Origin of the sequence: Streptomyces adustus, from assembly GCF_009377175.1 — a bacterium.
Taxonomy (GTDB): domain Bacteria; phylum Actinomycetota; class Actinomycetes; order Streptomycetales; family Streptomycetaceae; genus Streptomyces; species Streptomyces adustus.
In genome coordinates, this window is sequence record NZ_VJZD01000052.1 from 18742 (window position 1) to 45503 (window position 26762).

General features: G+C 70.5%; 24 protein-coding genes. 20 read left to right on the forward strand and 4 right to left on the reverse strand.

Features of this window, described 5'->3' with window-relative positions; translation table 11 throughout:
* Positions 1 to 467: 467 nt before the first annotated feature.
* The gene (locus tag FNH09_RS15665) at positions 468 to 2666 is read right to left on the reverse strand and encodes an elongation factor G-like protein EF-G2 (protein ID WP_152888264.1); all 2199 of its coding nucleotides are present in this window, start codon (positions 2664 to 2666) and stop codon (positions 468 to 470) included.
* Positions 2667 to 2944: 278 nt separating this feature from the next.
* Between FNH09_RS15665 and pgsA the strand changes: the two genes are divergently transcribed.
* From pgsA to FNH09_RS15700, 7 genes are all read left to right on the forward strand, one after another.
* Positions 2945 to 3694: a phosphatidylinositol phosphate synthase gene (gene pgsA / locus FNH09_RS15670; RefSeq protein ID WP_152888296.1), complete on the forward strand. Its 750-nt coding sequence runs from the start codon at positions 2945 to 2947 to the stop codon at positions 3692 to 3694.
* Entirely contained in the window at positions 3691 to 4611 is a 921-nt protein-coding gene (locus FNH09_RS15675; protein WP_162468627.1) for a phosphatidylinositol mannoside acyltransferase, read from the forward strand. The genes pgsA and FNH09_RS15675 overlap by 4 nt, the downstream gene beginning before the upstream one ends.
* Complete coding sequence (locus FNH09_RS15680) at positions 4608 to 5774, forward strand: glycosyltransferase family 4 protein (protein ID WP_152888265.1); 1167 nt, start codon at positions 4608 to 4610, stop codon at positions 5772 to 5774. Before FNH09_RS15675 ends, FNH09_RS15680 begins: the two co-directional genes overlap by 4 nt.
* 213 nt (positions 5775 to 5987) lie before the next feature.
* The gene (locus FNH09_RS15685) at positions 5988 to 6539 is read left to right on the forward strand and encodes a LemA family protein (RefSeq protein ID WP_152888267.1); all 552 of its coding nucleotides are present in this window, start codon (positions 5988 to 5990) and stop codon (positions 6537 to 6539) included.
* Between the two features lie 123 nt (positions 6540 to 6662).
* Positions 6663 to 7577 carry a pyridoxal 5'-phosphate synthase lyase subunit PdxS gene (gene pdxS / locus FNH09_RS15690; RefSeq protein ID WP_162468628.1) on the forward strand — a complete coding sequence of 305 codons (915 nt, stop codon included), beginning with the start codon at positions 6663 to 6665 and terminating at the stop codon, positions 7575 to 7577.
* A 5-nt stretch (positions 7578 to 7582) separates the two neighbouring features.
* Positions 7583 to 8191, forward strand: a complete 609-nt coding sequence (pdxT, locus tag FNH09_RS15695; protein WP_152888271.1) for a pyridoxal 5'-phosphate synthase glutaminase subunit PdxT — start codon at positions 7583 to 7585, stop codon at positions 8189 to 8191.
* 75 nt (positions 8192 to 8266) lie between these two features.
* Positions 8267 to 9019 carry a YebC/PmpR family DNA-binding transcriptional regulator gene (locus tag FNH09_RS15700; protein WP_152888274.1) on the forward strand — a complete coding sequence of 251 codons (753 nt, stop codon included), beginning with the start codon at positions 8267 to 8269 and terminating at the stop codon, positions 9017 to 9019.
* A 67-nt stretch (positions 9020 to 9086) separates the two neighbouring features.
* On the opposite strand, the gene FNH09_RS15705 is transcribed toward FNH09_RS15700, so the two are convergent.
* Positions 9087 to 9365 (reverse strand): hypothetical protein, encoded by a 279-nt coding sequence (locus FNH09_RS15705; protein ID WP_152888276.1) that lies wholly within the window; start codon positions 9363 to 9365, stop codon positions 9087 to 9089.
* A 356-nt stretch (positions 9366 to 9721) separates the two neighbouring features.
* Here FNH09_RS15705 and ruvC point away from each other — a divergent pair, with 356 nt between their 5' ends.
* The 8 genes from ruvC to FNH09_RS15745 all read left to right on the forward strand — a co-directional run bounded on the left by ruvC (position 9722) and on the right by FNH09_RS15745 (position 18931).
* Positions 9722 to 10252 carry a crossover junction endodeoxyribonuclease RuvC gene (gene ruvC, locus FNH09_RS15710; protein WP_162468629.1) on the forward strand — a complete coding sequence of 177 codons (531 nt, stop codon included), beginning with the start codon at positions 9722 to 9724 and terminating at the stop codon, positions 10250 to 10252.
* The gene (gene ruvA / locus FNH09_RS15715) at positions 10249 to 10854 is read left to right on the forward strand and encodes a Holliday junction branch migration protein RuvA (RefSeq protein ID WP_152888280.1); all 606 of its coding nucleotides are present in this window, start codon (positions 10249 to 10251) and stop codon (positions 10852 to 10854) included. The genes ruvC and ruvA overlap by 4 nt, the downstream gene beginning before the upstream one ends.
* Before the next feature lie 61 nt (positions 10855 to 10915).
* The gene (gene ruvB, locus FNH09_RS15720) at positions 10916 to 11986 is read left to right on the forward strand and encodes a Holliday junction branch migration DNA helicase RuvB (RefSeq protein ID WP_152888282.1); all 1071 of its coding nucleotides are present in this window, start codon (positions 10916 to 10918) and stop codon (positions 11984 to 11986) included.
* Positions 11987 to 12150: 164 nt separating this feature from the next.
* Positions 12151 to 12684: a preprotein translocase subunit YajC gene (yajC, locus tag FNH09_RS15725; protein ID WP_162468630.1), complete on the forward strand. Its 534-nt coding sequence runs from the start codon at positions 12151 to 12153 to the stop codon at positions 12682 to 12684.
* Between the two features lie 133 nt (positions 12685 to 12817).
* Positions 12818 to 14581: a protein translocase subunit SecD gene (gene secD / locus FNH09_RS15730; RefSeq protein ID WP_162468631.1), complete on the forward strand. Its 1764-nt coding sequence runs from the start codon at positions 12818 to 12820 to the stop codon at positions 14579 to 14581.
* Between the two features lie 2 nt (positions 14582 to 14583).
* Positions 14584 to 15681, forward strand: a complete 1098-nt coding sequence (gene secF / locus FNH09_RS15735) for a protein translocase subunit SecF (protein ID WP_152888287.1) — start codon at positions 14584 to 14586, stop codon at positions 15679 to 15681.
* Complete coding sequence (locus FNH09_RS15740) at positions 15678 to 16226, forward strand: adenine phosphoribosyltransferase (protein ID WP_152888289.1); 549 nt, start codon at positions 15678 to 15680, stop codon at positions 16224 to 16226. The genes secF and FNH09_RS15740 overlap by 4 nt, the downstream gene beginning before the upstream one ends.
* Positions 16227 to 16408: 182 nt before the next feature.
* Positions 16409 to 18931 (forward strand): RelA/SpoT family protein, encoded by a 2523-nt coding sequence (locus FNH09_RS15745; protein WP_152888291.1) that lies wholly within the window; start codon positions 16409 to 16411, stop codon positions 18929 to 18931.
* Between the two features lie 86 nt (positions 18932 to 19017).
* Here FNH09_RS15745 and FNH09_RS15750 read toward each other — a convergent pair whose 3' ends face one another.
* Positions 19018 to 20247: a DUF349 domain-containing protein gene (locus FNH09_RS15750; protein ID WP_162468633.1), complete on the reverse strand. Its 1230-nt coding sequence runs from the start codon at positions 20245 to 20247 to the stop codon at positions 19018 to 19020.
* Between the two features lie 141 nt (positions 20248 to 20388).
* On the reverse strand, positions 20389 to 21219 hold the full coding sequence (locus FNH09_RS15755) for a peptidylprolyl isomerase (protein WP_162468634.1): 831 nt from the start codon (positions 21217 to 21219) through the stop codon (positions 20389 to 20391).
* A gap of 168 nt (positions 21220 to 21387) precedes the next feature.
* Here FNH09_RS15755 and FNH09_RS15760 point away from each other — a divergent pair, with 168 nt between their 5' ends.
* From FNH09_RS15760 to rpsD, 5 genes are all read left to right on the forward strand, one after another.
* Positions 21388 to 22095, forward strand: a complete 708-nt coding sequence (locus tag FNH09_RS15760; protein ID WP_162468635.1) for an MBL fold metallo-hydrolase — start codon at positions 21388 to 21390, stop codon at positions 22093 to 22095.
* 13 nt (positions 22096 to 22108) lie between these two features.
* The gene (gene hisS, locus FNH09_RS15765) at positions 22109 to 23371 is read left to right on the forward strand and encodes a histidine--tRNA ligase (RefSeq protein WP_162468636.1); all 1263 of its coding nucleotides are present in this window, start codon (positions 22109 to 22111) and stop codon (positions 23369 to 23371) included.
* 233 nt (positions 23372 to 23604) lie between these two features.
* Positions 23605 to 24261 carry a vitamin K epoxide reductase family protein gene (locus FNH09_RS15770; protein ID WP_152888294.1) on the forward strand — a complete coding sequence of 219 codons (657 nt, stop codon included), beginning with the start codon at positions 23605 to 23607 and terminating at the stop codon, positions 24259 to 24261.
* 44 nt (positions 24262 to 24305) lie between these two features.
* Positions 24306 to 25661 carry an AAA family ATPase gene (locus FNH09_RS15775; RefSeq protein ID WP_162468637.1) on the forward strand — a complete coding sequence of 452 codons (1356 nt, stop codon included), beginning with the start codon at positions 24306 to 24308 and terminating at the stop codon, positions 25659 to 25661.
* Between the two features lie 328 nt (positions 25662 to 25989).
* Positions 25990 to 26604 carry a 30S ribosomal protein S4 gene (rpsD, locus tag FNH09_RS15780; protein WP_162468638.1) on the forward strand — a complete coding sequence of 205 codons (615 nt, stop codon included), beginning with the start codon at positions 25990 to 25992 and terminating at the stop codon, positions 26602 to 26604.
* Positions 26605 to 26762 lie beyond the last annotated feature (158 nt).

Genomic DNA, 26762 nt, shown 5'->3' on the forward strand with positions numbered 1-26762 from the left:
GGGGCTCGCGCCGGGCCGTACGGCCGCACCACGCGCGCCGGTTGTGCGCGGCCGCACGCCTGCGCCGACGCCTCCGGCGCGGGTTGTGCGCCGTCGGACACCTGATCCATCGCGACCGGGCGCAGTTGTGCGTGCCCGGGCACCGATCCGGTGCGTCCGGTGGCGGTCGTGCGCGGCCGTACGCCTGGCCCGAGGCCTCCGGCCGGGGTTGTGCGCGGTCGGACATCCGATCTGAGGCCCGCAGAGCGGGTGTTGCGCCGTCGGACATCCGACCCGTTGTGTCCGGGGGGAGTTGTGTGTGCCTGGGCACCGATCCGTTGCGTCCGGCCGCGGTTGTGCTCGGTCGGGCACCCGATCCCCTGCGTCCGGGTGCAGTTGGGCAGGCCGTCGGGCACCCGTACCGATGCGTCCGGCGGCCTGCTCCGGTGTGGGGTCCGGCCGCGGCCGGACCCCACACCGGACCTCGACTACGCCACGTCCACCGTCTGTTCGCGCACCCGGTCGGCGACCTGCTGCGGCATCGGCTCGTGCCGGACGTACGAGCGGTCGAAGCGCGCCGTGCCGTGCGACAGCGACCGCAGGTCGACGGCGTACCTGCCGATCTCGATCTCCGGCACCTCCGCCCTGACCAGGGTGCGCCCGGTGCTCAGCTGCTCGGTGCCGACCACGCGCCCGCGCCGCCCGGACAGATCGCTCATCACCGCGCCCACGTAGTCGTCACCGACCAGCACGGTCACCTCGGCCACCGGCTCCAGCAGGTGGATCTTCGCGCCGGCCGCGGCCTCGCGCAGCGCCAGCGCCCCCGCCGTCTGGAAGGCGGCGTCGGAGGAGTCCACCGAGTGCGCCTTGCCGTCCAGCAGGGTGACCCGGATGTCGACGAGCGGATGCCCCGCCGCGATGCCCCGCGCGGCCTGGGTGCGGATCCCCTTCTCCACCGAAGGGATGAACTGCCGCGGCACCGCGCCGCCGACCACCTTGTCCACGAACTCGATGCCGGAACCGCCCGGCAGGGGCTCGATCTCGATCTCGCAGATGGCGAACTGGCCGTGCCCGCCCGACTGCTTCACGTGCCGTCCCCGCCCGGCGGCCCGGTCCGCGAACGTCTCCCGCAGCGAGACCCGGTACGGCACCACGTCGACCTGGACGCCGTAACGGCTGCGCAGCCGCTCCAGGGCGACGTCCGCGTGCGCCTCGCCGAGGCACCACAGCACCACCTGGTGGGTGTCCTGGTTCTGTTCGAGACGCATCGTCGGATCCTCGGCGACCAGCCGGCCGAGCCCCTGCGACAGCTTGTCCTCGTCGGCCTTGCTGTGCGCCTGGATGGCGAGCGGCAGCAGCGGGTCGGGCATCTGCCAGGGCTCCATGAGCAGCGGGTCGTCCTTGGCCGAGAGGGTGTCCCCGGTCTCCGCGCGGCTCAGCTTCGCCACGCACGCCAGGTCGCCCGCGATGGCCTGCGTCAGCAGCCGCTGCTGCTTGCCGAACGGCGCCGACAGCGCACCGATCCGCTCGTCGACGTCGTGGTCCTCGTGACCGCGGTCGGCCAGCCCGTGCCCGGAGACATGGACCGTCTCGTCGGGCCGCAGGGTGCCGGAGAAGACGCGGACCAGGGAGACCCGGCCGACGTACGGGTCGGACGTGGTCTTCACCACCTCGGCGACCAGCGGTCCGCCGGGGTCGCAGGGCGTCAGCTCGCGCGCCCGGCCGTCGACGGTCGTCACGGCCGGTGCCTCCCGCTCCAGCGGGGTCGGGAAGCCCCCGGTGATCAGTTCCAGCAGTTCGACCGTGCCGATGCCCTGCCGGGCGCCCTCGGCCGCCGGGGCGGCGGCCAGGACCGGGAAGAACGCCCCGCGCGCGACGGCCCGCTCCAGATCCTGCACCAGCGTCTTGATGTCGATCTTCTCGCCGCCGAGGTAGCGGTCCATGAGGGTCTCGTCCTCGCTCTCGGCGATGATCCCCTCGATCAGCCGGTTGCGGGCCTCCTCGATCCCCGGCAGCTGCTCGGGACCCGGCTCGGACTCCTTGCGCTCCCCGGACGCGTAGTCGAACAGCTTCTGCGACAGCAGCCCGGTCAGCCCGGTGACGGGCGCGTGCCCGTCGGGCGCCTGCGGGCCGTGCAGCGGCAGGTGCAGCGGCAGCACCGCGTCGGGGTCGTCGCCGCCGAACGCCTGCGCGCAGATCTGGGTCATCTCCTCGAAGCCGGCGCGGGCCGACTCCAGATGTGTGACGACGATCGCGCGCGGCATCCCGACGGCCGCGCACTCCTCCCACACCATCCGGGTCGAGCCGTCCACCTCGTCGGACGCCGAGACGACGAAGAGGGCCGCGTCCGCCGCGCGCAGACCGGCCCTGAGCTCTCCGACGAAGTCGGCGTATCCGGGGGTGTCGATGATGTTGACCTTGATGCCGTCCCATTCGACGGGCACCAGGGACAGCTGTACCGAGCGTTGCTGGCGGTGCTCGATGTCGTCGTAGTCGGAGACGGTGCCGCCGTCCTCCACGCGGCCCGCCCGGTTCACGGCTCCCGCGGTCAGCGCGAGAGCCTCCACCAGAGTCGTCTTGCCCGATCCGGAGTGGCCGACCAGCACCACATTCCTTATGGACGCGGGGTGGTCGGCCGCCGTAGCCCTGCCGGCGGCTCCGGGGTGTGCGTTCGCCTTGTCGCCCATGGCCTTGCCTCCCGTGCACGGTGAGGTCACTGTGGGCGCGGGCAGGTCGGAACTCCGCTCCCGGACCGAGTCCGGAGGCCCCCCACCGGTGGCGGCTCCGATGACGCCCGCGGTTCTTCGAGCTTTCCACTCCTGTCACGGTGCGTCCATACGAAGGACGGGATCGCGCCACCCGGCCGTGGCCGGGAAGCCGCGACCCGGTCGTGACCCGTACACCGTCGGACCGTGACACGGCCCGACGGCAGCCCGGCCGTCGCAGATGAGCGCGCGTGACTACGATGGGCCAGCCGGAGGTCAGCAGGGGCCGTCCGGCGACACCGACCCTCGGGAAGGCCATGCTGAACAAGTACGCGCGTGCATTCTTCACGCGTGTCCTCACACCGTTCGCCGCGTTTCTCATCCGGCGGGGCGTCAGCCCCGACACGGTGACGCTGATCGGTACCGCCGGGGTGGTGGCGGGCGCGCTGGTCTTCTACCCCAGGGGCGACTTCTTCTGGGGCACGATCGTGATCACACTGTTCGTGTTTTCCGACCTCGTCGACGGGAACATGGCCCGCCAGCTCGGCCGCACCAGCCGCTGGGGCGCCTTCCTGGACTCCACCCTCGACCGGGTCGCCGACGGCGCGATCTTCGGCGGCTTCGCCCTCTGGTACGCGGGCGGCGGCAACGACAACACACTGTGCGCCGTCTCCATCTTCTGCCTGGCCAGCGGTCAGGTGGTGTCGTACACCAAGGCGCGCGGCGAGTCGATCGGCCTGCCGGTCGCCGTCAACGGGCTCGTCGAGCGCGCCGAGCGCCTGGTCATCTCGCTGGTCGCGGCCGGAGTCGCGGGCCTGCATGCGTTCGGCGTGCCCGGCGTCCAGTACCTGCTGCCCGTCGCGCTGTGGATCGTTGCCGTCGGCAGCCTCGTCACGCTGATCCAGCGCGTCGTCACGGTCCGCCGGGAGTCCGCGGAGGCGGAAGCGGAGGCGGAGGCGGCCGTGGCCGGGCACGGCAACGGCTCCCGGGGGAGCGAGGCCGCGAAGTGAACGCCCGGGAACGGCTGACGGACGCGGTCTACGGGCTCGGCTGGAGCACCGTGAAGAAGCTCCCCGAACCGGTCGCCGTACGGCTCGGCCGAGCCGTCGCCGACCTCGCCTGGAAGAAACGCGGCAAGGGCGTCCGGCGCCTGGAGAGCAACTACGCCCGCGTGGTGCCCGACGCGAGCCCCGAGCGGCTGGCGGAGCTCTCGCGCGCGGGCATGCGCTCGTACCTGCGCTACTGGATGGAGTCCTTCCGGCTGCCGGCCTGGAGCGCCGAGCGGATCTGCGACGGCTTCGACCCGGAGGGCGTGGACCATCTGACCGACGCGCTCGCCTCCGGGCGGGGCGTGGTCCTCGCGCTGCCGCACATGGCCAACTGGGACCTCGCGGGCGCCTGGGTCACCACCAGGCTGCGGACGCCGTTCACGACGGTCGCCGAGCGTCTGAAGCCGGAGACGCTGTACGACCGTTTCGTCGCCTACCGCGAGGGCCTCGGCATGGAGGTCCTGCCGCACAGCGGCGGCACCGCCTTCGGCACGCTGGCCCGGCGGCTGCGCGACGGAGGCCTGGTCTGCCTGGTCGCCGAGCGCGACCTGTCCGCCTCGGGCGTCGAGGTGAAGTTCTTCGGCGACACCGCCCGGATGCCCGCGGGTCCGGCGCTGCTCGCCCAGCAGACCGGCGCGCTGCTGCTGCCGGTCACGCTCTGGTACGACGACTCCCCGGTCATGCGCGGCCGGATCCATCCCCCGCTCGAAGTGCCCGAGACAGGTACGCGGGCCGAGAAGACGTCTGTCATGACACAGGCGCTGGCCGACGCCTTCGCCACCGGGATCGCCGACCATCCGGAGGACTGGCACATGCTCCAGCGTCTGTGGCTCGCGGATCTCGACCCCGCTCCTGCTCGTCCCGGAGGGTCCGCATGAGGATCGGGATCGTCTGCCCGTACTCCTGGGACGTCCCGGGCGGCGTCCAGTTCCACATCCGCGACCTCGCCGCGTACTTCATCCGGCTCGGCCACGAGGTGTCGGTCCTCGCGCCCGCCGACGACGACACGCCCCTGCCGCCGTACGTCGTCTCGGCCGGACGCGCGGTCCCGGTGCCCTACAACGGCTCGGTGGCCCGGCTGAACTTCGGCTTCCTGAGCGCCGCGCGGGTGCGCCGCTGGCTGCACGACGGCCGGTTCGACGTGATCCACATCCATGAGCCGACCTCGCCGTCGCTGGGCCTGCTGGCCTGCTGGGCCGCGCAGGGACCGATCGTGGCCACGTTCCACACGTCCAACCCGCGCTCCCGGGCCATGATCGCCGCGTACTCGATCCTCCAGGCCGCCCTGGAGAAGATCAGCGCGCGGATCGCCGTGAGCGAGTACGCCCGCCGCACCCTCGTCGAGCACCTGGGCGGGGACGCGGTGGTGATCCCCAACGGCGTCGACGTCGACTTCTTCGCCGACGCCGAGCCCAGACCCGAGTGGCAGGGCGACACCATCGGCTTCATCGGCCGGATCGACGAACCCCGCAAGGGCCTGCCGGTCCTGATGCGGGCCCTGCCGAAGATCCTCGCCGCCCGCCCGCAGACCAGGCTGCTGATCGCGGGACGCGGCGACGAGGAGGCGGCGGTGGAGTCGCTGCCCGAGGAGATGCGCTCCCGGGTGGAGTTCCTCGGCATGGTCAGCGACGAGGACAAGGCGCGCTTCCTGCGCAGCCTCGACCTGTACATCGCCCCCAACACCGGCGGCGAGAGCTTCGGCATCATCCTCGTCGAGGCGATGTCGGCGGGCGCCCCGGTGCTCGCCTCCGACCTCGACGCCTTCGCCCAGGTCCTGGACCGGGGAGAGGCGGGCGAACTGTTCGCCAACGAGGACGCCGACGCGCTGGCCGAGGCGGCCGTGCGGCTGCTGGCCGACCCGGCCCGCCGCGCCGAGCTGCGCGAACGCGGCAGCGCCCATGTACGGCGCTTCGACTGGTCGACGGTCGGCGCGGACATCCTGTCCGTGTACGAGACGGTCACGGCGGGCGCCGCCGCGGTGGCGGCGACGGACGAACGCGGCCCGGGCCTGCGCGCCCGCCTGGGTCTGGCCCGCGACTGACACCGGGTTGCCGGAAGGGCCGATCCCGGCTGAACCGGCCCCGGGACGGCTCACCGCGACGTCGGCGCCGGCACGGCCCTGCCGCGGTCGCCTTCGGGACGGCCCCGCGGACGCGGAGCCCGGGACGGCCCCGCGGGCGCGGGCCCCGGGACGGCCCCTTCGGCGTCGGCCCCGGTTCGGTACTCCGCCGCCCCGCGCAGCGTCCCGGTAGCCTTGCCGCCCGTGACCTCAACCCTCATCTGGATCCTCGTCGCCCTGGTCGCGTTCGGCCTCTATCTCAGCTGGACCGCGGGCCGGCTGGACCGGCTGCACACCCGGATCGACGCGGCCCGTGCCGCGCTCGACGCGCAGCTGCTGCGCCGGGCCTCCGTGGCGCAGGAGCTGGCGACGGCCGGCGTGCTCGACCCGGCCGCCTCCATCGTGCTGTACGAGGCGGCGCACGCCGCCCGGCAGGCGGAGGAGGAGCAGCGGGAGGTCGCCGAGAGCGAGCTCAGCCAGGCACTGCGGGCCGTGTTCGCGGAGCCGCAGCAGATGGAGGTCGTACACGAGGCACCCGGGGGAGAGGCCGCGACCCACGAACTGACCGAGGCCGTGAGGAGGGTCCCGATGGCCCGGCGCTTCCACAACGACGCCGTGGGCGCGGCCCGCCGCCTCCGCGAGCACCGCAAGGTGCGCTGGTTCCGGCTGGCCGGGCACGCGCCCTTCCCCATGGCCTTCGAGATGGACGACGAGCCTCCCGTCGCCCTCGCGGACCGCGTCGCCTGAGCCACGACGAGCAGGTCAGGGGCCAAAAGGATCCACCGCCTGCTCATTGGCCCTTGCTGTGGCCTGGTCCGATCCCGTTTCCTCCCTGCTGTAGAAACCCTCTTCCCCGAGCGAGGTCACCCCGTGTCCAGCACGATTCCCCCCACCGCCCAGACCCCCGAGACCGGCACCGCCCGCGTGAAGCGCGGCATGGCCGAGCAGCTCAAGGGCGGTGTGATCATGGACGTCGTCAACGCCGAGCAGGCCAAGATCGCCGAGGACGCCGGCGCCGTCGCCGTCATGGCGCTGGAGCGGGTTCCCGCCGACATCCGCAAGGACGGCGGCGTGGCCCGGATGTCGGACCCGAACATGATCGAGGAGATCATCGAGGCCGTCTCCATCCCGGTCATGGCCAAGTCGCGGATCGGCCACTTCGTCGAGGCCCAGGTTCTTCAGTCGCTCGGTGTCGACTACATCGACGAGTCCGAGGTCCTCACCCCGGCCGACGAGGTCAACCACTCCGACAAGTGGGCGTTCACCACCCCCTTCGTCTGTGGTGCCACCAACCTGGGCGAGGCCCTGCGCCGGATCGCCGAGGGCGCCGCGATGATCCGCTCGAAGGGCGAGGCCGGCACCGGCAACGTCGTCGAGGCGGTCCGTCACCTGCGCCAGATCAAGAACGAGATCGCCCGGCTGCGCGGCTTCGACAACAACGAGCTGTACGCCGCCGCCAAGGACCTGCGCGCCCCGTACGAGCTGGTCAAGGAGGTCGCCGAGCTCGGCAAGCTGCCGGTCGTGCTGTTCTCCGCCGGTGGTGTCGCCACCCCCGCCGACGCCGCGCTGATGCGCCAGCTCGGCGCCGAGGGCGTCTTCGTCGGCTCCGGCATCTTCAAGTCCGGCGACCCGGCCAAGCGTGCCGCCGCCATCGTGAAGGCCACCACCTTCTACGACGACCCGAAGATCATCGCGGACGCGTCCCGCAACCTGGGCGAGGCCATGGTCGGCATCAACTGCGACACCCTCCCCGAGACCGAGCGCTACGCCAACCGCGGCTGGTAACCCACATGACCGACGCACCTGTGATCGGCGTCCTGGCCCTTCAGGGCGACGTACGGGAGCACCTCATCGCCCTGGCCGCGGCCGACGCCGTGGCCAGGCCGGTGCGGCGCCCCGAGGAACTCGCCGAGCTGGACGGCCTGGTCCTGCCCGGTGGCGAGTCCACCACCATCTCCAAGCTGGCCGTCCTGTTCGGCGTGATGGAACCGCTCCGCGCGCGCGTGGCGGCCGGAATGCCTGTCTACGGCACCTGTGCGGGCATGATCATGCTCGCCGACAAGATCCTCGACCCGCGCTCGGGCCAGGAGACGATCGGCGGCATCGACATGATCGTGCGCCGCAACGCCTTCGGACGGCAGAACGAGTCCTTCGAGGCGGCGGTCGACGTCAAGGGCATCGAGGGCGATCCTGTAGAGGGTGTCTTCATCCGCGCTCCGTGGGTGGAGTCCGTCGGCGCCGGCGCCGAGGTGCTCGCCGAGCACGCGGGCCATGTCGTCGCCGTACGCCAGGGCAACGTCCTGGCCACGTCGTTCCACCCGGAGCTGACCGGGGACCACCGTGTTCACTCCCTGTTCGTCGACATGGTGCGCGCGAACCGCACGGCGGAGTCCTTGTAGGATCTCCGGGGTACTTCCGGGCGGTGACACCCGGGGGCGTTCGTACAGGATGGGTTACGCGAAGGAGACAGGCAGATGTCCGGCCACTCTAAATGGGCTACGACGAAGCACAAGAAGGCCGTGATCGACGCCAAGCGCGGCAAGCTCTTCGCGAAGCTGATCAAGAACATCGAGGTCGCGGCCCGGATGGGCGGCGTCGACATCGAGGGCAACCCGACTCTCTACGACGCCATCCAGAAGGCGAAGAAGCAGTCGGTCCCCAACAAGAACATCGACTCCGCGGTCAAGCGCGGCGGTGGCCTCGAGGCCGGCGGCGCCGACTACGAGACGATCATGTACGAGGGCTACGGCCCCAACGGTGTCGCCGTGCTCATCGAGTGCCTGACCGACAACCGCAACCGTGCCGCGTCGGACGTCCGGGTCGCCATGACCCGCAACGGCGGCAACATGGCCGACCCGGGCTCGGTGTCGTACCTCTTCAACCGCAAGGGCGTCGTGATCGTGCCCAAGGGCGAGCTGACCGAGGACGACGTCCTGGGTGCCGTCCTGGACGCGGGCGCGGAGGAGGTCAACGACCTCGGTGAGTCCTACGAGGTCCTCAGCGAGGCGACCGACATGGTCGCGGTCCGCACCGCCCTCCAGGACGCCGGGATCGACTACGACTCCGCCGAGGCCAACTTCGTCCCGACCATGCAGGTCGAGCTGGACGAGGACGGCGCCAGGAAGATCTTCAAGCTGATCGACGCGCTCGAGGACAGCGACGACGTGCAGAACGTCTTCGCCAACTTCGACGTCAGCGACGACGTCATGGAGAAGGTCGACGCCTGAGCGCACCCGACGAACGAACGGCCCGCCGAAGTGGACTTCGGCGGGCCGTTCGCTGTGCGGCGCCGGATCAGCCGTCGATGCTCTTCACACTGCCGGCGTGCTTGATGTGGCCCTTGCCGTCGGCGTCGACGGTCGCCGCGCGCATCACGTCGATCTGGCCGTCCTTCCACCAGATGTTGATGGTGGCCTTCTTGTCGCAGATGTTGTGGAAGTAGACGGTCGTCGTCGCGACGCCGTCCGCCCACGACCAGTTGAAGCAGCCGCTGCGGCCGGTGTGCTTGGAGTCGCTGGCGGCCTGCGCGGGCGTGGCCACGGCCATGCCGGCCAGCAGGACGGAAGCGGTCACGGCGGCAGCCTTCGCTATGGAGCGCATGAATTCCCCGATTTGTCGTTGTGATGATGGTGATGCGAACTCCAGTTCGCATCGACGCGCGCAGTGGTCAGCTGTACGCGTCGCTTCGGAAGCTATAAGTGATCAAGAGGATGCGGCAACGGTGATCGCCCGCAGCGGACCCGTTTTCTCGTGATGTGACGGATATGACGGATCATCCGCGCGTGATTCTTTGCCTTTCCTTTGAAGGTCCGGTGGGTTCGGGACGGGTGCCCGGGACCGCGGACCCGGCCCCGGCCGCGGTGCGTTGTCGGTGCCGCCGGATAGCCTGACGCAGCAGGCCGGACGGGATGGGCAGGAGAAGGAGCGCGGTGCGTGTACTCGGTGTGGATCCAGGACTGACCCGATGCGGTGTCGGAGTCGTCGAGGGCGTCGCGGGACGCCCGTTGACGATGCGCGGCGTCGGTGTCGTCCGGACGCCCGCGGACGCGGAACTGAGCCTTCGTCTGCTCGCCGTCGAGCAGGGCATAGAAGAGTGGCTGGACGAGTACCGGCCCGAATTCGTCGCCGTGGAGCGGGTGTTCAGCCAGCACAACGTGCGCACGGTGATGGGCACGGCCCAGGCCAGTGCCGTCGCCATGCTCTGTGCCGCCCGCCGCGGCATCCCCGTCGCCCTGCACACCCCCAGCGAGGTCAAGGCCGCCGTCACCGGCAGCGGCCGGGCCGACAAGGCGCAGGTCGGAGCCATGGTGACCCGTCTGCTGCGGCTCGACGCACCGCCGAAGCCCGCCGACGCGGCCGACGCCCTCGCCCTCGCCATCTGCCACATCTGGCGCGCCCCCGCGCAGAACCGACTCCAGCAGGCCGTTGCCCTGCACACCTCGAAAGGCCGTACGGCATGATCGCCTTCGTCAGCGGCACGGTCGCCGCACTCGCTCCCGACACCGCGGTGATCGAGGTGGGCGGGGTCGGCATGGCCGTCCTGTGCACCCCGAACACGCTGTCCACCCTGCGGATCGGGGAGCCCGCCAAGCTCGCCACCTCCCTCGTCGTCCGTGAGGACTCGCTGACGCTGTACGGCTTCGCGGACGACGACGAGCGCCAGGTGTTCGTGCTGCTCCAGACGGCCAGCGGGGTCGGTCCCCGGCTGGCCCAGGCGATGCTCGCCGTGCACACCCCGGACGCCCTGCGCCGAGCCGTGGCCTCGGGCGACGAGAAGGCGCTGGTGGCCGTCCCCGGCATCGGCAAGCGGGGCGCCCAGAAGCTCCTGCTGGAGCTGAAGGACCGGCTCGGCGCGCCGACCGGCGCCCCCGCCGTGGGCACCGCGGTCACCAGCGGCTGGCGTGAGCAACTGCACGCGGCCCTGATCGGCCTCGGCTACGCGACCCGGGAGGCGGAGGAGGCCGTGTCCGCCGTGGCCCCGCAGGCCGAGGCCGCGGGCGCCACCCCCCAGGTGGGCCAGCTCCTCAAGGCGGCCCTCCAGACCCTGAACCGCGCCCGCTGACCCGTCGGCGACCGGTCCCCACCGCGTCACCGCGCCCCCACGAGACCCCGAGGCACACTTCATGAACTGGGACGACACGACCGACGCCGCCGCCGGCGAGCGGCTGGTGGGCTCTGTCGCCGACCGCGAGGACCAGGCCGTCGAAGCCGCGCTGCGCCCCAAGGACCTGGGCGAGTTCATCGGCCAGGAGAAGGTCCGCGAGCAGCTCGACCTGGTGCTGCGCGCCGCTCGCGCACGCGGTGCCACCGCCGACCACGTGCTGCTCTCCGGCGCGCCCGGCCTCGGCAAGACCACCCTCTCGATGATCATCGCAGCCGAGATGGGCGCCCCGATCCGCATCACCAGCGGCCCCGCCATCCAGCACGCCGGCGACCTGGCGGCGATCCTCTCCTCGCTCCAGGAGGGCGAGGTCCTCTTCCTCGACGAGATCCACCGCATGTCGCGGCCCGCCGAGGAGATGCTCTACATGGCGATGGAGGACTTCCGCGTCGACGTCATCGTCGGCAAGGGGCCCGGCGCCACCGCCATCCCGCTCGAACTGCCGCCGTTCACCCTGGTCGGCGCCACCACCCGGGCCGGACTGCTGCCGCCCCCGCTGCGCGACCGGTTCGGCTTCACCGCGCACATGGAGTTCTACGAGCCCGCCGAGCTGCAACGTGTCATCCACCGCTCGGCGAGCCTGCTCGACGTCGAGATCGACCCCGCCGGCGCGGCCGAGATCGCCGGCCGTTCCCGTGGCACCCCCCGTATCGCCAACCGGCTGCTGCGCCGCGTGCGCGACTACGCGCAGGTCAAGGCGGACGGTTTCATCACCCCGGAGATCGCCTCGGCGGCCCTGGCGGTCTACGAGGTCGACTCGCGTGGTCTGGACCGCCTCGACCGGGCCGTCCTCCAGGCCCTGCTGAAGCTGTTCGGCGGCGGTCCGGTCGGTCTGTCGACGCTGGCCGTCGCGGTGGGCGAGGAACGTGAGACCGTGGAGGAGGTCGCCGAGCCCTTCCTCGTGCGGGAGGGGCTGCTCGCCCGCACCCCCCGCGGACGGGTGGCCACACCGGCGGCCTGGACGCACCTCGGACTGACCCCGCCCCACGCCTCGGCCGGGGGAAACGGACAAGGGGACCTGTTCGGGGCGTGACGGCGCGCGCATTGGCCGGAGCAGGAACCCTGGTGCGATGCTGAGCGTTGTTCCATGCACGCGGACTCGCTTAGACTCCGCCGATGCCGCCTCTCTCGGCGGTACACATACCCCCAACCATCAGGCCGCTCACCTTCGCGGTCGTGTGAAGGAAGTTCCGACCCGTGAGTCTCGTGACCCTCCTCCCGTTCATCGTGCTCATCGGGGCCATGTTCCTGATGACCCGGTCGGCCAAGAAGAAGCAGCAGCAGGCTGCGCAGATGCGCAACGAGATGCAGCCCGGCAGCGGCATCCGCACCATCGGGGGCATGTACGCGACGGTCAAGGAGGTCAACGAGGACACCGTTCTCGTCGACGCCGGCCCGGGTGTGGAGCTGCTCTTCGCCAAGAACGCCATCGGTGCGGTCCTGACCGACGACGAGTACAACCGCATCGTCCACGGCGTCGAGCACGACCTGAAGTCCGACACCGCGATCGTCCCGGACGACGCCTCCTCCCTCACCGAGGCCGACGAGCCCGCCGACGACGCTGCCGCCCTCCCCGGCGACAAGTCCGTCGACCTCGGCAAGAAGGACGAGCCCGCCGAGACGGAGACCGCCGAGGCCGAGGCCGACAAGGCCGACAAGGCCGACAAGGCTGTCGACGCGAAGTCGGACGAAGAGCCGAAGAAGACAGACGGCGACGCCGACGCGAAGTAAGACGTGTGCGGGGACACGCGGAACTGCTCCGCGCGCCCCGGATGCACGGATCTCGCAAGCGGTCCCCCACACCATGGCATGGTCGCTGCCGCGCTGACCCGGCGCGGAGCGGCCCGAGAGGGAGTACGAGAAGGTGGCAGCACCTAAAAAGGGCCGGAACGCGAGCGCCCAGAGCAAGCCGGGGCGCTCGCTGGCCCTGATCCTGATCGCCATCGCGGCGCTCACCGGGGGGATGTTCGCCTCCGGGCACACCACTCCGCGTCTCGGCATCGACCTGGCCGGCGGTACGAGCATCACGCTCCGGGCGGTTCCCGAGGCCGGCCAGGAATCCGCGATCAACAAGACCAACATGGACACCGCGGTCGACATCATGAACCGCCGTGTCAACGGTCTGGGCGTCTCGGAGACCGAGGTCCAGACGCAGGGCACGCGGAACATCATCGTCAACATCCCCAAGGGCACGAACTCGGACGAGGCCCGCAAGCAGGTCGGCACCACGGCGAAGCTGTACTTCCGGCCCGTCCTCGCGACCGAGGCGTCCGGCGCCGCCGCTGCGGCCACCCCGTCGCCGAGCGCCTCCAGCAGCGCTTCGGGCAAGGCGACCGACAAGGCGTCCTCGTCCGCGTCCCCCTCCGGCTCCGCGAGCCCGTCGGCGACGGCCACCTCCCAGGGCCGCGCGGTCAGCGACGCCCTGAAGGACGACGCCACGCCGTCGGCGAGCAGCTCGGCCTCCAGCGACACGAAGGCCTCCGCCTCCCCGTCCGCCAGCGCCTCCGCCGACGCCGCGACCAGCAAGCTGGAAGCGCAGTACGCGGCCTTGGACTGCACGAAGCCGAAGGCCCGTGCCGAGGCCGGCAAGGGCGCCAAGCCCACGGACACCACCGTCGCCTGCGGCAAGAACTCGCAGAACCAGTGGCAGAAGTACATCCTCGGCCCCGCCCAGGTCGACGGCACGGATGTGAAGAAGGCCCAGGCCATCTACAACACCCAGACCGCCGCGGGCTGGACCGTGACCATGGACTTCACGTCCAAGGGCGCCAAGAAGTTCGCCGACATCACCGGTCAGCTGGCCCAGCAGCAGTCCCCGCAGAACCAGTTCGCCATCGTCCTGGACGGCGAGGTCATCTCCGACCCGTACGTCAGGCAGGCGCTGACCGGCGGCAACGCGGAGATCTCCGGCAGCTTCACGCAGGAGGAGGCCCAGGGCCTCGCCAACGTGCTGTCGTACGGCGCGCTGCCGCTGACCTTCAAGGAAGACACCGTCACCACGGTGACCGCCGCCCTCGGTGGCGACCAGCTGCACGCCGGTCTGGTCGCGGGCGCCATCGGCCTCGCGCTCGTCGTGATCTACCTGGTGCTCTACTACCGGGGTCTGTCGCTCATCGCGATCGCCTCGCTGATGGTCTCCGCGACCCTCACCTACGTGATCATGGCGCTGCTCGGTCCGACCATCCACTTCGCGCTGAACCTGCCGGCGGTCTGTGGTGCGATCGTCGCGATCGGTATCACCGCGGACTCGTTCATCGTGTTCTTCGAACGCATAAGGGACGAGATCCGCGAGGGCCGCAGCCTGCGTCCCGCCGTCGAGCGGGCCTGGCCGCGTGCCCGGCGCACCATCCTGGTCTCCGACTTCGTGTCGTTCCTGGCCGCCGCGGTGCTCTTCATCGTCACCGTCGGCAAGGTCCAGGGCTTCGCGTTCACGCTGGGTCTGACCACCGTGCTGGACGTGGTCGTGGTCTTCCTGTTCACCAAGCCGCTGATGACGATCTTGGCCCGCAGGAAGTTCTTCGCCGAGGGTCACAGCTGGTCCGGCCTCGACCCGAAGCGACTGGGTGCCAAGCCGCCGCTGCGCCGCACCCGCCGTCCCTCCGCCCCCGCCGAGACGAAGGAGGCGTGAGAATGTCGAAACTCGGCAACCTCGGCGCCCGACTGCACCGTGGCGAGATCGGTTACGACTTCGTCGGCAACCGCAAGATCTGGTACGGCATCTCGATCCTGATCACCATCACGGCCATCCTCGGCCTGACGGTGCGCGGTCTGAACATGGGCATCGAGTTCAGGGGCGGTGCCGTCTTCACCACCAAGCCGACCAGCGTCTCGGTCTCGCAGGCGGAGCAGTACGCGGAATCGGCGTCCGGTCACCAGGCGGTGGTGCAGAAGCTCGGTGACGGCACGCTTCGCATCCAGATCCCCGATGTGGACACCGGCAAGTCCGACGAGGTCAAGTCCGCGCTGTCCAAGGACCTCAACATGCCCTCGGAGCAGATCGCCGCGGACCTGGTCGGCCCCAGCTGGGGTGACCAGATCGCCAACAAGGCCTGGCAGGGCCTGGCGATCTTCATGATCCTGGTGGTGATCTACCTCGCGATCGCGTTCGAGTGGCGCATGGCCATCGCGGCGCTGGTCGCGCTGATCCACGACATCACCATCACGGTCGGCATCTACGCGCTGGTCGGCTTCGAGGTGACGCCCGGTACGGTCATCGGTCTGCTGACGATCCTCGGTTACTCGCTCTACGACACGGTCGTCGTCTTCGACAGCCTCAAGGAGCAGACCAAGGACCTCACCAAGCAGACCCGCTGGACCTACAGCGACGTCGCCAACCAGTCGATCAACAGCACCCTGGTGCGTTCCATCAACACCACGGTGGTCGCGCTGCTGCCGGTCGCGGGCCTGCTGTTCATCGGCGGCGGTGTGCTCGGCGCCGGCACGCTCAACGACATCTCGCTGTCGCTGTTCGTCGGCCTCGCGGCCGGCGCGTACTCCTCGATCTTCATCGCCACGCCGCTCGTCGCCGACCTCAAGGAGCGCGAGCCGCAGATGAAGGCCCTCAAGAAGCGGGTCATGGCCAAGCGCGCCCAGGCCGCCGCCGAGGAGGAGTACGCCGAGGCGCGGTCCGGGCACGCCGCCGACGGCGACGAGCCGCAGGACGGGGCCGCCGCGGTCGTCGGCCCGCGCACCCGGGGCCGCGGCCGACCGTCGGGCAGGCGTCGATGACCGAGCTCACCGACATCACGACCCTGCTGCTCAGCAGGATCCGTGACGTGGAGGACTACCCGGAGCAGGGCGTGATGTTCAAGGACATCACCCCGCTCCTGGCGGACCCGGTGGCCTTCACCGCGCTCACCGAGACCCTCGCGGAGATCGCCCGGCGCACCGGCGCCACGAAGATCGTCGGCCTGGAGGCCCGGGGATTCATCCTCGGCGCACCCGTCGCCGTCAGCGCGGGCATCGGCTTCATCCCCGTACGCAAGGCGGGCAAGCTCCCCGGAGCGACCCTCAGCCAGAGCTACGACCTGGAGTACGGTTCCGCCGAGATCGAGGTGCACGCCGAGGACCTGAGCGCGCAGGACCGCGTGCTCATCGTCGACGACGTGCTCGCCACCGGTGGCACCGCCGAGGCCGCGATCCAGCTCGTCCGCCGGGCCGGAGCCGAGGTCGCGGGCGCCGCCGTCCTGATGGAGCTCGGCTTCCTCGCGGGCCGTCCCCGCCTGGAGGCGGCCCTGGACGGAGCCCCGCTGGAGGCTCTGATCACCGTCTGATCGCCGTCCGGCCGACGGCGAACGGCATCGAGGCGGGCCCGGAGGAATCCGGCGCCCGCCTCTTGCGTTTCAGGGGTACTCGGCCCTCACAACGGCCTGAAGGCGATCCCGCGGCCGAGGATCGCTACGATGGGTGTTCCGGAGCCTGACCGGGGGACCCGGATCGCGCACGAGGAGTCCTCTTGGCAGACGAGGCCCAGCACCTGACCGCCGCCAAGCCCGAGCCCGCCCCGGGCACCACGGCGACGCCCCCGCCGCACGCGAAGAACGACGCCCGGCGGGCGGTCGAGCACGACCGTTCCGCGCCCGTCGAGAGGCCGGCCGAGCAGGCACGCCCCAAACCGGCCGCGCCCGAGCGCGCCGGAACCGCGTCCGCCGTGCGCCCGACGTCCGGACAGTCCTCCCGCTCCGGCTCCTCCAACCGCGTCCGGGCCCGCCTCGCCCGCCTCGGTGTCCAGCGCGCCAACCCCTACAACCCGGTGCTGGAGCCGCTGCTGCGGATAGTGCGCAGCAACGACCCCAAGATCGAGACCGCGACGCTGCGCCAGATCGAGAAGGCCTACCAGGTCGCCGAGCGCTGGCACCGCGGCCAGAAGCGCAAGAGCGGCGACCCGTACATCACCCATCCGCTGGCCGTCACCACCATCCTGGCCGAGCTGGGCATGGATCCGGCCACGCTGATGGCCGGGCTGCTGCACGACACGGTCGAGGACACCGAGTACGGCCTCGACCAGCTGCGCCGCGACTTCGGCGACACCGTCGCCCTGCTCGTCGACGGCGTGACCAAGCTGGACAAGGTCAAGTTCGGCGAGGCCGCGCAGGCGGAGACCGTGCGCAAGATGGTCGTCGCGATGGCCAAGGACCCCCGTGTCCTGGTCATCAAGCTCGCCGACCGTCTGCACAACATGCGCACCATGCGCTACCTCAAGCGCGAGAAGCAGGAGAAGAAGGCGCGCGAGACCCTGGAGATCTACGCGCCGCTCGCCCATCGCCTGGGCATGAACACCATCAAGTGGGAGCTGGAGGACCTCGCCTTCGCGATTCTCTATCCCAAGATGTACGACGAAATCGTACGGCTGGTGGCCGAAAGGGCACCGAAGCGTGACGAGTATCTGGCCATAGTGACCGACGAGGTCCAGTCGGATCTGCGCGCCGCCCGCATCAAGGCGACCGTCACCGGCCGGCCCAAGCACTACTACAGCGTCTACCAGAAGATGATCGTCCGCGGCCGTGACTTCGCGGAGATCTACGACCTGGTGGGCATCCGCGTGCTCGTGGACACCGTCCGCGACTGCTACGCGGCGCTCGGCACGGTGCACGCGCGATGGAACCCGGTACCCGGCCGGTTCAAGGACTACATCGCGATGCCCAAGTTCAACATGTACCAGTCGCTGCACACGACGGTCATCGGCCCCAACGGCAAGCCGGTCGAACTCCAGATCCGCACCTTCGACATGCACCGCCGCGCCGAGTACGGCATCGCCGCGCACTGGAAGTACAAGCAGGAGGCCGTCGCCGGAGCCTCCAAGGTGCGCTCGGACGCCCCCAAGAGCACCGGCAAGGACGACCACCTCAACGACATGGCGTGGCTGCGCCAGCTCCTCGACTGGCAGAAGGAGACCGAGGACCCCGGCGAGTTCCTGGAGTCCCTGCGCTTCGACCTGTCGCGCAACGAGGTCTTCGTCTTCACGCCGAAGGGCGACGTGATAGCGCTGCCGGCCGGCGCCACGCCCGTGGACTTCTCGTACGCGGTGCACACCGAGGTGGGCCACCGCACCATAGGAGCCCGCGTCAACGGACGCCTCGTACCGCTGGAATCGACCCTCGACAACGGCGACCTGGTGGAGGTCTTCACCTCCAAGGCGGCCGGCGCCGGACCGTCCCGGGACTGGCTGAACTTCGTCAAGTCGCCGCGCGCCCGCAACAAGATCCGCGCCTGGTTCTCCAAGGAGCGCCGCGACGAGGCGATCGAGCAGGGCAAGGACGCCATCGCCCGCGCGATGCGCAAGCAGAACCTGCCCATCCAGCGGATCCTGACCGGCGACTCGCTCGTCACGCTCGCCCACGAGATGCGCTACCCCGACATCTCGTCGCTCTACGCGGCGATCGGGGAGGGGCATGTCGCCGCGCAGAACGTCGTACAGAAACTCGTCCAGGCCCTGGGCGGCGAGGAGGCCGCCACCGAGGAGATCGACGAGAGCGTCCCGCCCGCGCGCGGCCGCAGCCGCAAGCGCCGCTCCAACGCCGACCCGGGCGTGGTGGTCAAGGGCGTCGACGACGTGTGGGTCAAGCTGGCCCGCTGCTGCACCCCGGTGCCCGGCGACCCGATCATCGGCTTCGTCACCCGGGGCAGCGGCGTCTCGGTCCACCGCAGCGACTGCGTCAACGTGGAGTCGCTGTCCCGTGAGCCCGAGCGCATCCTCGACGTCACGTGGGCGCCCACCCAGTCCTCGGTCTTCCTGGTCGCCATCCAGGTCGAGGCGCTGGACCGCTCGCGGCTGCTGTCGGACGTCACCCGGGTGCTGTCCGACCAGCACGTCAACATCCTCTCCGCGGCCGTGCAGACCTCCCGCGACCGCGTCGCCACCTCCCGCTTCACCTTCGAGATGGGCGACCCCAAGCACCTGGGGCACGTCCTGAAGGCCGTCAGGGGCGTGGAGGGCGTCTACGACGTGTACCGGGTGACCTCGGCCCGCCGACCGTAGGACCGGCCGCAGAACGCACCGCAGACGCACCGGAGGCCCCCGTACGCAAGGTACGGGGGCCTCCGGGCACTACGGGGCGGGCCGGGTCAGCCGCCGAACTCGTGCAGACCCTTCAGCGCCTGGTCCAGGAGCGCCTGACGGCCCTCCAGCTCGCGCCCGAGCTTCTCCGCCTTGGCGGTGTTGCCCTGGGCGCGTGCCTGCTCGATCTGGTCGCGCAGCTTGTCGACGGCCGCCTGGAGCTGACCGGTCAGACCCGCGGCACGCGCACGTGCCTCCGGGTTGGTCCGGCGCCACTCGTTCTCCTCGGCCTCCTGGATGGCCCGCTCGACGGCGTGCATCCGGCCCTCGACCTTCGGCCGCGCGTCCCGCGGGACGTGCCCGATGGCCTCCCAGCGCTCGTTGACCGAGCGGAACGCGGCCCGTGCCGCCTTCAGGTCGCCCACCGGCAGGAGCTTCTCGGCCTCCTCGGCCAGCTCCTCCTTCAGCTTCAGGTTCTCCGTCTGCTCGGCGTCCCGCTCGGCGAACACCGAGCTGCGGGCGGCGAAGAAGACGTCCTGGGCACCACGGAAGCGGTTCCACAGGTCGTCCTCGTGCTCGCGCTGGGCGCGGCCCGCGGCCTTCCACTCCGCCATCAGCTCGCGGTAGCGGGCCGCCGTCGGACCCCAGTCGGCCGAGCCGGACAGCGCCTCGGCCTCGGCGACCAGCCGCTCCTTGACCCGGCGGGCGTCCTCGCGCTGCGCGTCCAGCTGCGCGAAGTGCGCCTTGCGCCGCTTGGAGAACGCCGACCGCGCGTGCGAGAAGCGGTGCCACAGCTCGTCGTCCGACTTGCGGTCGAGCCGCGGCAGCCCCTTCCAGGTGTCCACCAGGGACCGCAGCCGCTCACCGGCGGCCCGCCACTGGTCGGACTGCGCCAGCTCCTCCGCCTCGGTGACCAGGGCCTCCTTGGAGTGCCGTGCCTCGTCGGACTGCTTGGCGCGCTGCTGCTTGCGCTCCTCGCGCCGCGTCTCGACCGTCGCCACCAGCTTGTCCAGGCGGCCCCGCAGCGCCTCCAGATCACCCACCGCGTGGTGGGCCTCGACCTGCTCGCGCAGGTGGTCGATGGCCGTCTGCGCGTCCTTGGCGGACAGATCGGTCGTCTGGACTCGCTTCTCGAGGAGGCCGATCTCCACAACCAGGCCCTCGTACTTGCGCTCGAAGTAGGCCAGGGCCTCGTCAGGAGAGCCTGCCTGCCAGGAACCGACGACCTGCTCGCCGTCGGCCGTACGCACGTACACGGTCCCCGTCTCGTCGACGCGGCCCCACGGGTCGCTGCTCACAGCGCCTCCTCCACATGATGCCTGCGGGGGCCTCGGCGCCCGGGCATCGTCCACAGTTTCGTCACGGCCAACATAGGCGACCAGCGGGTTGCCTGTCCGCATCCAGCGCGGCCGAAATTTCGGAGCTGGCCGTGCTGGTCATCAGGATTTCGCGACGGTCGCCTTGTTGATGACGACGGTCGCGTTCGGGGCTCCGTCACCGGCCCCCGTGTTCTCGCCCGCGGCGGCGATCTTCTTCAGTACCTTCAGCCCCGAATCGGACACGGTACCGAACGGTGTGTAGTTGGGCGGAAGCTGGCTGTCCTGGTAGACGAGAAAGAACTGGCTGCCGCCGGTGTGACGCCCCTGACCCGAGCTGGCGTCGTACTGGTTCGCCATCGCGACCGTGCCCGCCGGGTAGACGTTGTTCTTCAGGCTCGCGTCCTTCAGGTTCTCGTCCGGGATCGTGTAGCCGGGACCGCCGGTGCCGGTGCCCTGCGGGTCACCGCACTGAAGCACGTAGATGCCGTTGGTGGTGAGCCGGTGGCACTTGGTGTGGTCGAAGTAGCCCTTGCCCGCGAGGAAGTCGAACGAGTTCACCGTGTGCGGAGCCGCCGACGCCTTCAGGGCGATGTCGATGTCGCCGCACGTCGTGGCCAGCTTCATCGTGTACTTCGCCGACTTGTCGATCGTGACCGCCGGCTCCTTCTTCCAGGTCTGCGACTTGACCGTGCCCGCGGCGGCCTTCTCGCAGGGGTCCTTCGGCGTGCTCGCGCTGGGGGACGCGGTGGCGCTCGCGTTGACCTTGTCGTCGTCGCCCTTGAGGACCCCGGTCGTGTACAGCGCGAGGCTGCCGACCAGGATCACGCCGAGGACCGACGCGATCACCGAGTTGCGAACGCGCGACTTGCGCCTGGCGGATGTACGTCGCTGCTGCTGCCGCAAGAACTTCTCCCGGGCGAGCTGCCGCCGCCGCTGTTCCTGGGTGACCACGGGGTTTTCTCCTCATGCGTCTCGAGCGCCCACGGGGACGCGCGCGTCTGGTGTGCCGATCGCCTGCGTGTGCCCCGTACCGTATATGGGTTCGCTGAGGATTCGGCAGCGCCGGTAGGCTTCTGAGCACTGCCGTAGTCGCCCGTATCGACACAACGAAGGACGATCGTGCTCATTGCCGGGTTCCCAGCCGGGGCTTGGGGGACGAACTGTTATCTCGTCGCCCCCGCCGCCGGCGAGGAGTGCGTGATCATCGACCCGGGCCACCAGGCCACCGCAGGAGTCGAGGAGACGCTCAGGAAGCATCGGCTCAAGCCCGTCGCCGTCGTCCTCACCCACGGCCACATCGACCATGTGGCCTCGGTCGTCCCGGTGTGCGGCGCGCACGACGTGCCGGCCTGGATCCACCCCGAGGACCGGTACATGATGAGCGACCCCGAGAAGGCGCTCGGCCGTTCCATCGGGATGCCGCTGATGGGCGAGCTGACCGTCGGCGAGCCGGACGACGTCAAGGAGCTGACCGACGGCGCACGCCTGGAGCTGGCCGGAATGCAGCTCACCGTCGCGCACGCGCCCGGCCATACCAAGGGGTCGGTGACCTTCGCGCTGCCCGAGGCGGCGGACATCCCGCCGGTCTTCTTCTCGGGCGACCTGCTGTTCGCCGGCTCCATCGGACGCACCGACCTGCCCGGCGGTGACATGGCCGAGATGCTCGACTCGCTGGCCCGCGTGTGCCTGCCGCTCGACGACTCGACCGTGGTGCTGTCCGGCCACGGCCCCCAGACGACCATCGGCCAGGAGCGCGCCGCCAACCCGTATCTGCGGCAGGTGGCGGCCGGCCTCGGGAGCGTGGACGCTCCCCGACGAGGAATGTGACGAAAGACTTTCCGTGAGTACCTTCCAAGCCCCCAAGGGCACCTACGACCTGATCCCGCCGGACTCCGCCGTCTACCTGGCGGTCCGCGAGGCGATCGCCGCGCCCCTGCGCAGCTCCGGCTACGGCTACGTCGAGACACCCGGCTTCGAGAACGTGGAGCTGTTCGCTCGCGGTGTCGGCGAGTCCACCGACATCGTGACGAAGGAGATGTACGCCTTCGAGACCAAGGGCGGCGACCGGCTCGCCCTGCGCCCGGAGGGCACCGCCTCCGTGCTCCGTGCCGCCTTGGAGGCCAACCTCCACAAGACGGGCAACCTGCCGGTCAAGCTCTGGTACTCGGGCTCGTACTACCGCTACGAGCGCCCCCAGAAGGGCCGTTACCGGCACTTCTCCCAGGTCGGCGCCGAGGCGATCGGTGCCGAGGACCCGGCGCTGGACGCCGAGCTGATCATCCTGGCCGACCAGGCGTACCGCTCCCTGGGCCTGCGCGACTTCCGGATCCTGCTCAACAGCCTGGGCGACAAGGAGTGCCGCCCGGTGTACCGGGAGGCGCTCCAGACCTTCCTGCGGGGCCTGGACCTGGACGAGGACACCCTGCGCCGCGCGGACATCAACCCGCTGCGCGTCCTGGACGACAAGCGCCCCGACGTCCAGAAGCAGCTGACCGAGGCGCCGCTGTTGCGCGACTACCTCTGCGACGCCTGCAAGGCGTACCACGAGGAGGTCCGCGAACTGGTCACGGCGGCGGGCGTGGTCTTCGAGGACGATCCGAAGCTGGTGCGCGGCCTGGACTACTACACGCGCACCACCTTCGAGTTCGTCCACGACGGCCTGGGCGCGCAGTCCGCGGTCGGCGGCGGCGGCCGCTACGACGGCCTGTCCGAGATGATCGGCGGCCCCGCGCTGCCGTCGGTCGGCTGGGCGCTGGGCGTCGACCGCACGGTCCTGGCGCTGGAGGCCGAGGGCATCGAGCTCGAACTGCCCGCGGCCACCAGTGTGTTCGCCGTCCCGCTCGGCGAGGAGGCGCGCCGCGTCCTGTTCGCGAAGGTCACCGAACTGCGCAAGAACGGCGTCGCCGCCGACTTCGCCTACGGCGGCAAGGGCCTGAAGGCCGCGATGAAGGCCGCCAACCGCTCCGGCGCCCGCTACGCCCTGGTCCTCGGCGAACGCGACCTCGCCGAGGGCGTCGTCCAGCTCAAGGACATGGAGTCCGGCGAGCAGACGGCGGTCGGCGTGAACGAGATCGTGGCGGAACTGGAGTCACGACTCGGCTAGCACGTCCCGTCAGTCCTGCGGGATTTCCCGTCAGTCGTACGGGTGGAAGGGCGCCGGTGCCGAAGGGGCACCGGCGCCCTTCTCGTCCCCTGCGGCACCTGGCCGGAACGGGCCGCCGGGCCCTGCCGCACGCGCTTCCTTATCCGCACCGAACGGTGCGCACGGGCACCCGTACGGCACAATGGCCCCAGCCCGCAAGCAGGTCCCCCCTCTCAAGTGACGGAATCGGCGTGATGAGCAAGACGACAGTCAAGGACGTCTCCACCGACCCCGAGCCCGGACGCGCCGCCCCCGCGCCGCGCACGGTGGGCGGTAGCCGCGCGTTTGCGATCCTGCTGCTGATCACCGGCGCCGCGGGACTGCTCGCCGCCTGGGTCATCACGATCGACAAGTTCAAGCTGCTCGAGGCCAAGGTCGCCGGCACCACGTTCACGCCCGGGTGCAGCCTCAACCCGGTCGTCTCCTGCGGCAGCGTGATGGAGAGCAAGCAGGCCGCCGCCTTCGGGTTCCCCAACCCGATGCTCGGCCTGGTCTGCTACGGCATCGTGATCTGCGTCGCCATGAGCCTGCTGGCCCGCGCCCGCTTCCCGCGCTGGTACTGGCTCACCTTCAACTTCGGCACCCTCTTCGGGGTGGCCTTCTGCACCTGGCTCCAGTTCCAGTCCCTGTACCGGATCAACGCGCTGTGCCTGTGGTGCTCCCTGGCCTGGGTCGCCACCATCACCATGTTCTGGTACGTCACCTCGTTCAACGTCCGCAACGACTTCCTGCCCGCCCCCCGCTGGCTGAAGAACTTCTTCGGCGAGTTCACCTGGGTCGTGCCGGTCCTGCACGTCGGCATCATCGGCATGCTGATCCTGACCCGCTGGTGGGAGTTCTGGACCAGCTGACCGGTCCGTCGGGATTGTCGGTGTGGTGATTTAGGGTTTCCAGGGTGGAGCCCGATCTGTTCACCGCAGCTGCCGAAGACCGCCAGGAGAAGGACCCCGCGGGGAGCCCCCTGGCGGTCCGTATGCGTCCGCGCACCCTCGACGAGGTGGTGGGCCAGCAGCACCTGCTGAAGTCGGGCTCGCCCCTGCGACGGCTGGTCGGCGAGGGCACGGGCGGCCCCGCGGGCCCCTCCTCGGTGATCCTCTGGGGCCCGCCCGGCACCGGTAAGACGACCCTGGCGTACGTGGTCTCGAAGGCCACCGACAAGCGGTTCGTGGAACTCTCCGCGATCACCGCCGGCGTCAAGGAGGTCCGCGCGGTCATCGACGGCGCCCGCCGCGCCAGTGGTGGCTACGGCAAGGAGACCGTCCTCTTCCTCGACGAGATCCACCGGTTCAGCAAGGCCCAGCAGGACTCCCTCCTCCCGGCGGTCGAGAACCGCTGGGTGACCCTGATCGCCGCGACCACCGAGAACCCGTACTTCTCCGTGATCTCGCCGCTGCTGTCCCGCTCCCTGCTGCTCACCCTCGAACCGCTCACCGACGACGACCTGCGCGGCCTGCTGCGCCGCGCCCTGGACGACGACCGCGGACTCAAGGGCACCGTCACCCTCGCCGAGGACAGCGAGGACCATCTGCTGCGCATCGCGGGCGGCGACGCCCGTCGCGCCCTGACCGCGCTGGAGGCCGCGGCCGGCGCCGCCCTCGACAAGGGCGAGCCGCGGATCTCGCTGACCACCCTGGAGGAGACGGTCGACCGTGCCGCGGTGAAGTACGACCGCGACGGCGACCAGCACTACGACGTCGCCAGCGCCCTGATCAAGTCCATCCGCGGCTCCGACGTCGACGCGGCCCTGCACTACCTGGCCCGGATGATCGAGGCCGGCGAGGACCCCCGGTTCATCGCCCGCCGACTGATGATCTCCGCCAGCGAGGACATCGGCCTGGCCGACCCGAACGCGCTGTCCATAGCGGTCGCCGCCGCCCAGGCCGTCGCCATGATCGGATTCCCCGAGGCCGCCCTCACCCTCAGCCACGCGACCATCGCGCTCGCCCTGGCCCCCAAGTCCAACGCCGCGACCACGGCGATCGGCGCCGCCCTGGACGACGTACGCAAGGGACTGGCCGGGTCGGTGCCGCCGCATCTGCGCGACGGGCACTACAAGGGCGCGGCCAAGCTGGGTCACGCGCAGGGCTATGTGTATCCGCACGACGTGCCCGAGGGCATCGCGGCCCAGCAGTACGCACCGGACGCCCTCAAGGACCGCGAGTACTACACCCCCACCCGGCACGGCGGCGAGGCACGCTACGCGGACGCGGTCGAATGGACCAGGAAGCACCTCGGTCGCAGGGCGCCCTGAGCAGCCTGTAGAATCCACCGGAGTGCTGAGTCCCGTGTCCGGCCCGTCGTAAGAAGGCGCCGGCATCACCAGAACGGGACATCCAGCCGGAACCCTGCCGCAGGGCGGGGATTCCAGGAGCGTCGCGCACCGTCGAAGGTGTCGCGGGCAGCCCACCACCACCCGGATTCCCGGGAGAGGTCGGTGGGCCACTCGCGTGCTGCACGTATGTGCCCAGACCAGGGAGCGGCTGCCCGCCCCGTCCGCAGGGACGAGACGGGTTTCCCAGGCTGCGGATGCGACCTCCCTTAACTCTGGTGAGCCGAAACCCAGGAAAGAGATACAGACAGTGGCGAATCAGTCCCGCCCCAAGGTCAAGAAGTCGCGTGCCCTCGGCATCGCGCTGACCCCGAAGGCCGTCAAGTACTTCGAGGCCCGCCCCTACCCGCCGGGCGAGCACGGCCGCGGCCGCAAGCAGAACTCGGACTACAAGGTCCGTCTGCTGGAGAAGCAGCGTCTGCGCGCGCAGTACGACGTGTCCGAGCGTCAGCTCGTCCGCGCCTACGAGCGTGCCTCCAAGGTCCAGGGCAAGACCGGTGAGGCCCTGATCATCGAGCTGGAGCGTCGTCTCGACGCGCTGGTCCTGCGTTCGGGCATCGCCCGCACGATCTACCAGGCCCGCCAGATGGTCGTTCACGGCCACATCGAGGTCAACGGCGGCAAGGTCGACAAGCCGTCGTTCCGCGTCCGTCCCGACGACGTCGTGATGGTCCGCGAGCGCAGCCGCAACAAGCCGCTGTTCGAGGTCTCCCGCGCCGGTGGGTTCGCCCCCGACGGCGAGACCCCGCGCTACCTCCAGGTGAACCTCGCCGCCCTGGCCTTCCGCCTGGACCGTGAGCCGAACCGCAAGGAGATCCCGGTGATCTGCGACGAGCAGCTCGTCGTCGAGTACTACGCCCGCTGATCCTCAGCCGGGTGTAGCACCTCAGCCCGCCGTCTCCCCGCCCTTCCGGGTGGGCGAGGCGGCGGGTTCTCGCGTTCCGGCGGCGTCCCGGACCGGCCGCACCGACCCGCGCGGTCCGGGCAGGGCCGCCGGCGACCGCCCCCGGCCCCGCCCCAGCG

Coding starts and splice junctions, on each gene's coding strand:
- FNH09_RS15740 (WP_152888289.1), top strand. CDS start 15,678: ATGACCGAGCTCACCGACATCACGACCCTGCTGCTCAGCAGGATCCGT.
- ruvA (WP_152888280.1), top strand. CDS start 10,249: ATGATCGCCTTCGTCAGCGGCACGGTCGCCGCACTCGCTCCCGACACC.
- FNH09_RS15700 (WP_152888274.1), top strand. CDS start 8,267: ATGTCCGGCCACTCTAAATGGGCTACGACGAAGCACAAGAAGGCCGTG.
- FNH09_RS15665 (WP_152888264.1), bottom strand. CDS start 2,666: ATGGGCGACAAGGCGAACGCACACCCCGGAGCCGCCGGCAGGGCTACG.
- pdxT (WP_152888271.1), top strand. CDS start 7,583: ATGACCGACGCACCTGTGATCGGCGTCCTGGCCCTTCAGGGCGACGTA.
- FNH09_RS15770 (WP_152888294.1), top strand. CDS start 23,605: ATGAGCAAGACGACAGTCAAGGACGTCTCCACCGACCCCGAGCCCGGA.
- pgsA (WP_152888296.1), top strand. CDS start 2,945: ATGGGCCAGCCGGAGGTCAGCAGGGGCCGTCCGGCGACACCGACCCTC.
- ruvB (WP_152888282.1), top strand. CDS start 10,916: ATGAACTGGGACGACACGACCGACGCCGCCGCCGGCGAGCGGCTGGTG.
- FNH09_RS15680 (WP_152888265.1), top strand. CDS start 4,608: ATGAGGATCGGGATCGTCTGCCCGTACTCCTGGGACGTCCCGGGCGGC.
- secF (WP_152888287.1), top strand. CDS start 14,584: ATGTCGAAACTCGGCAACCTCGGCGCCCGACTGCACCGTGGCGAGATC.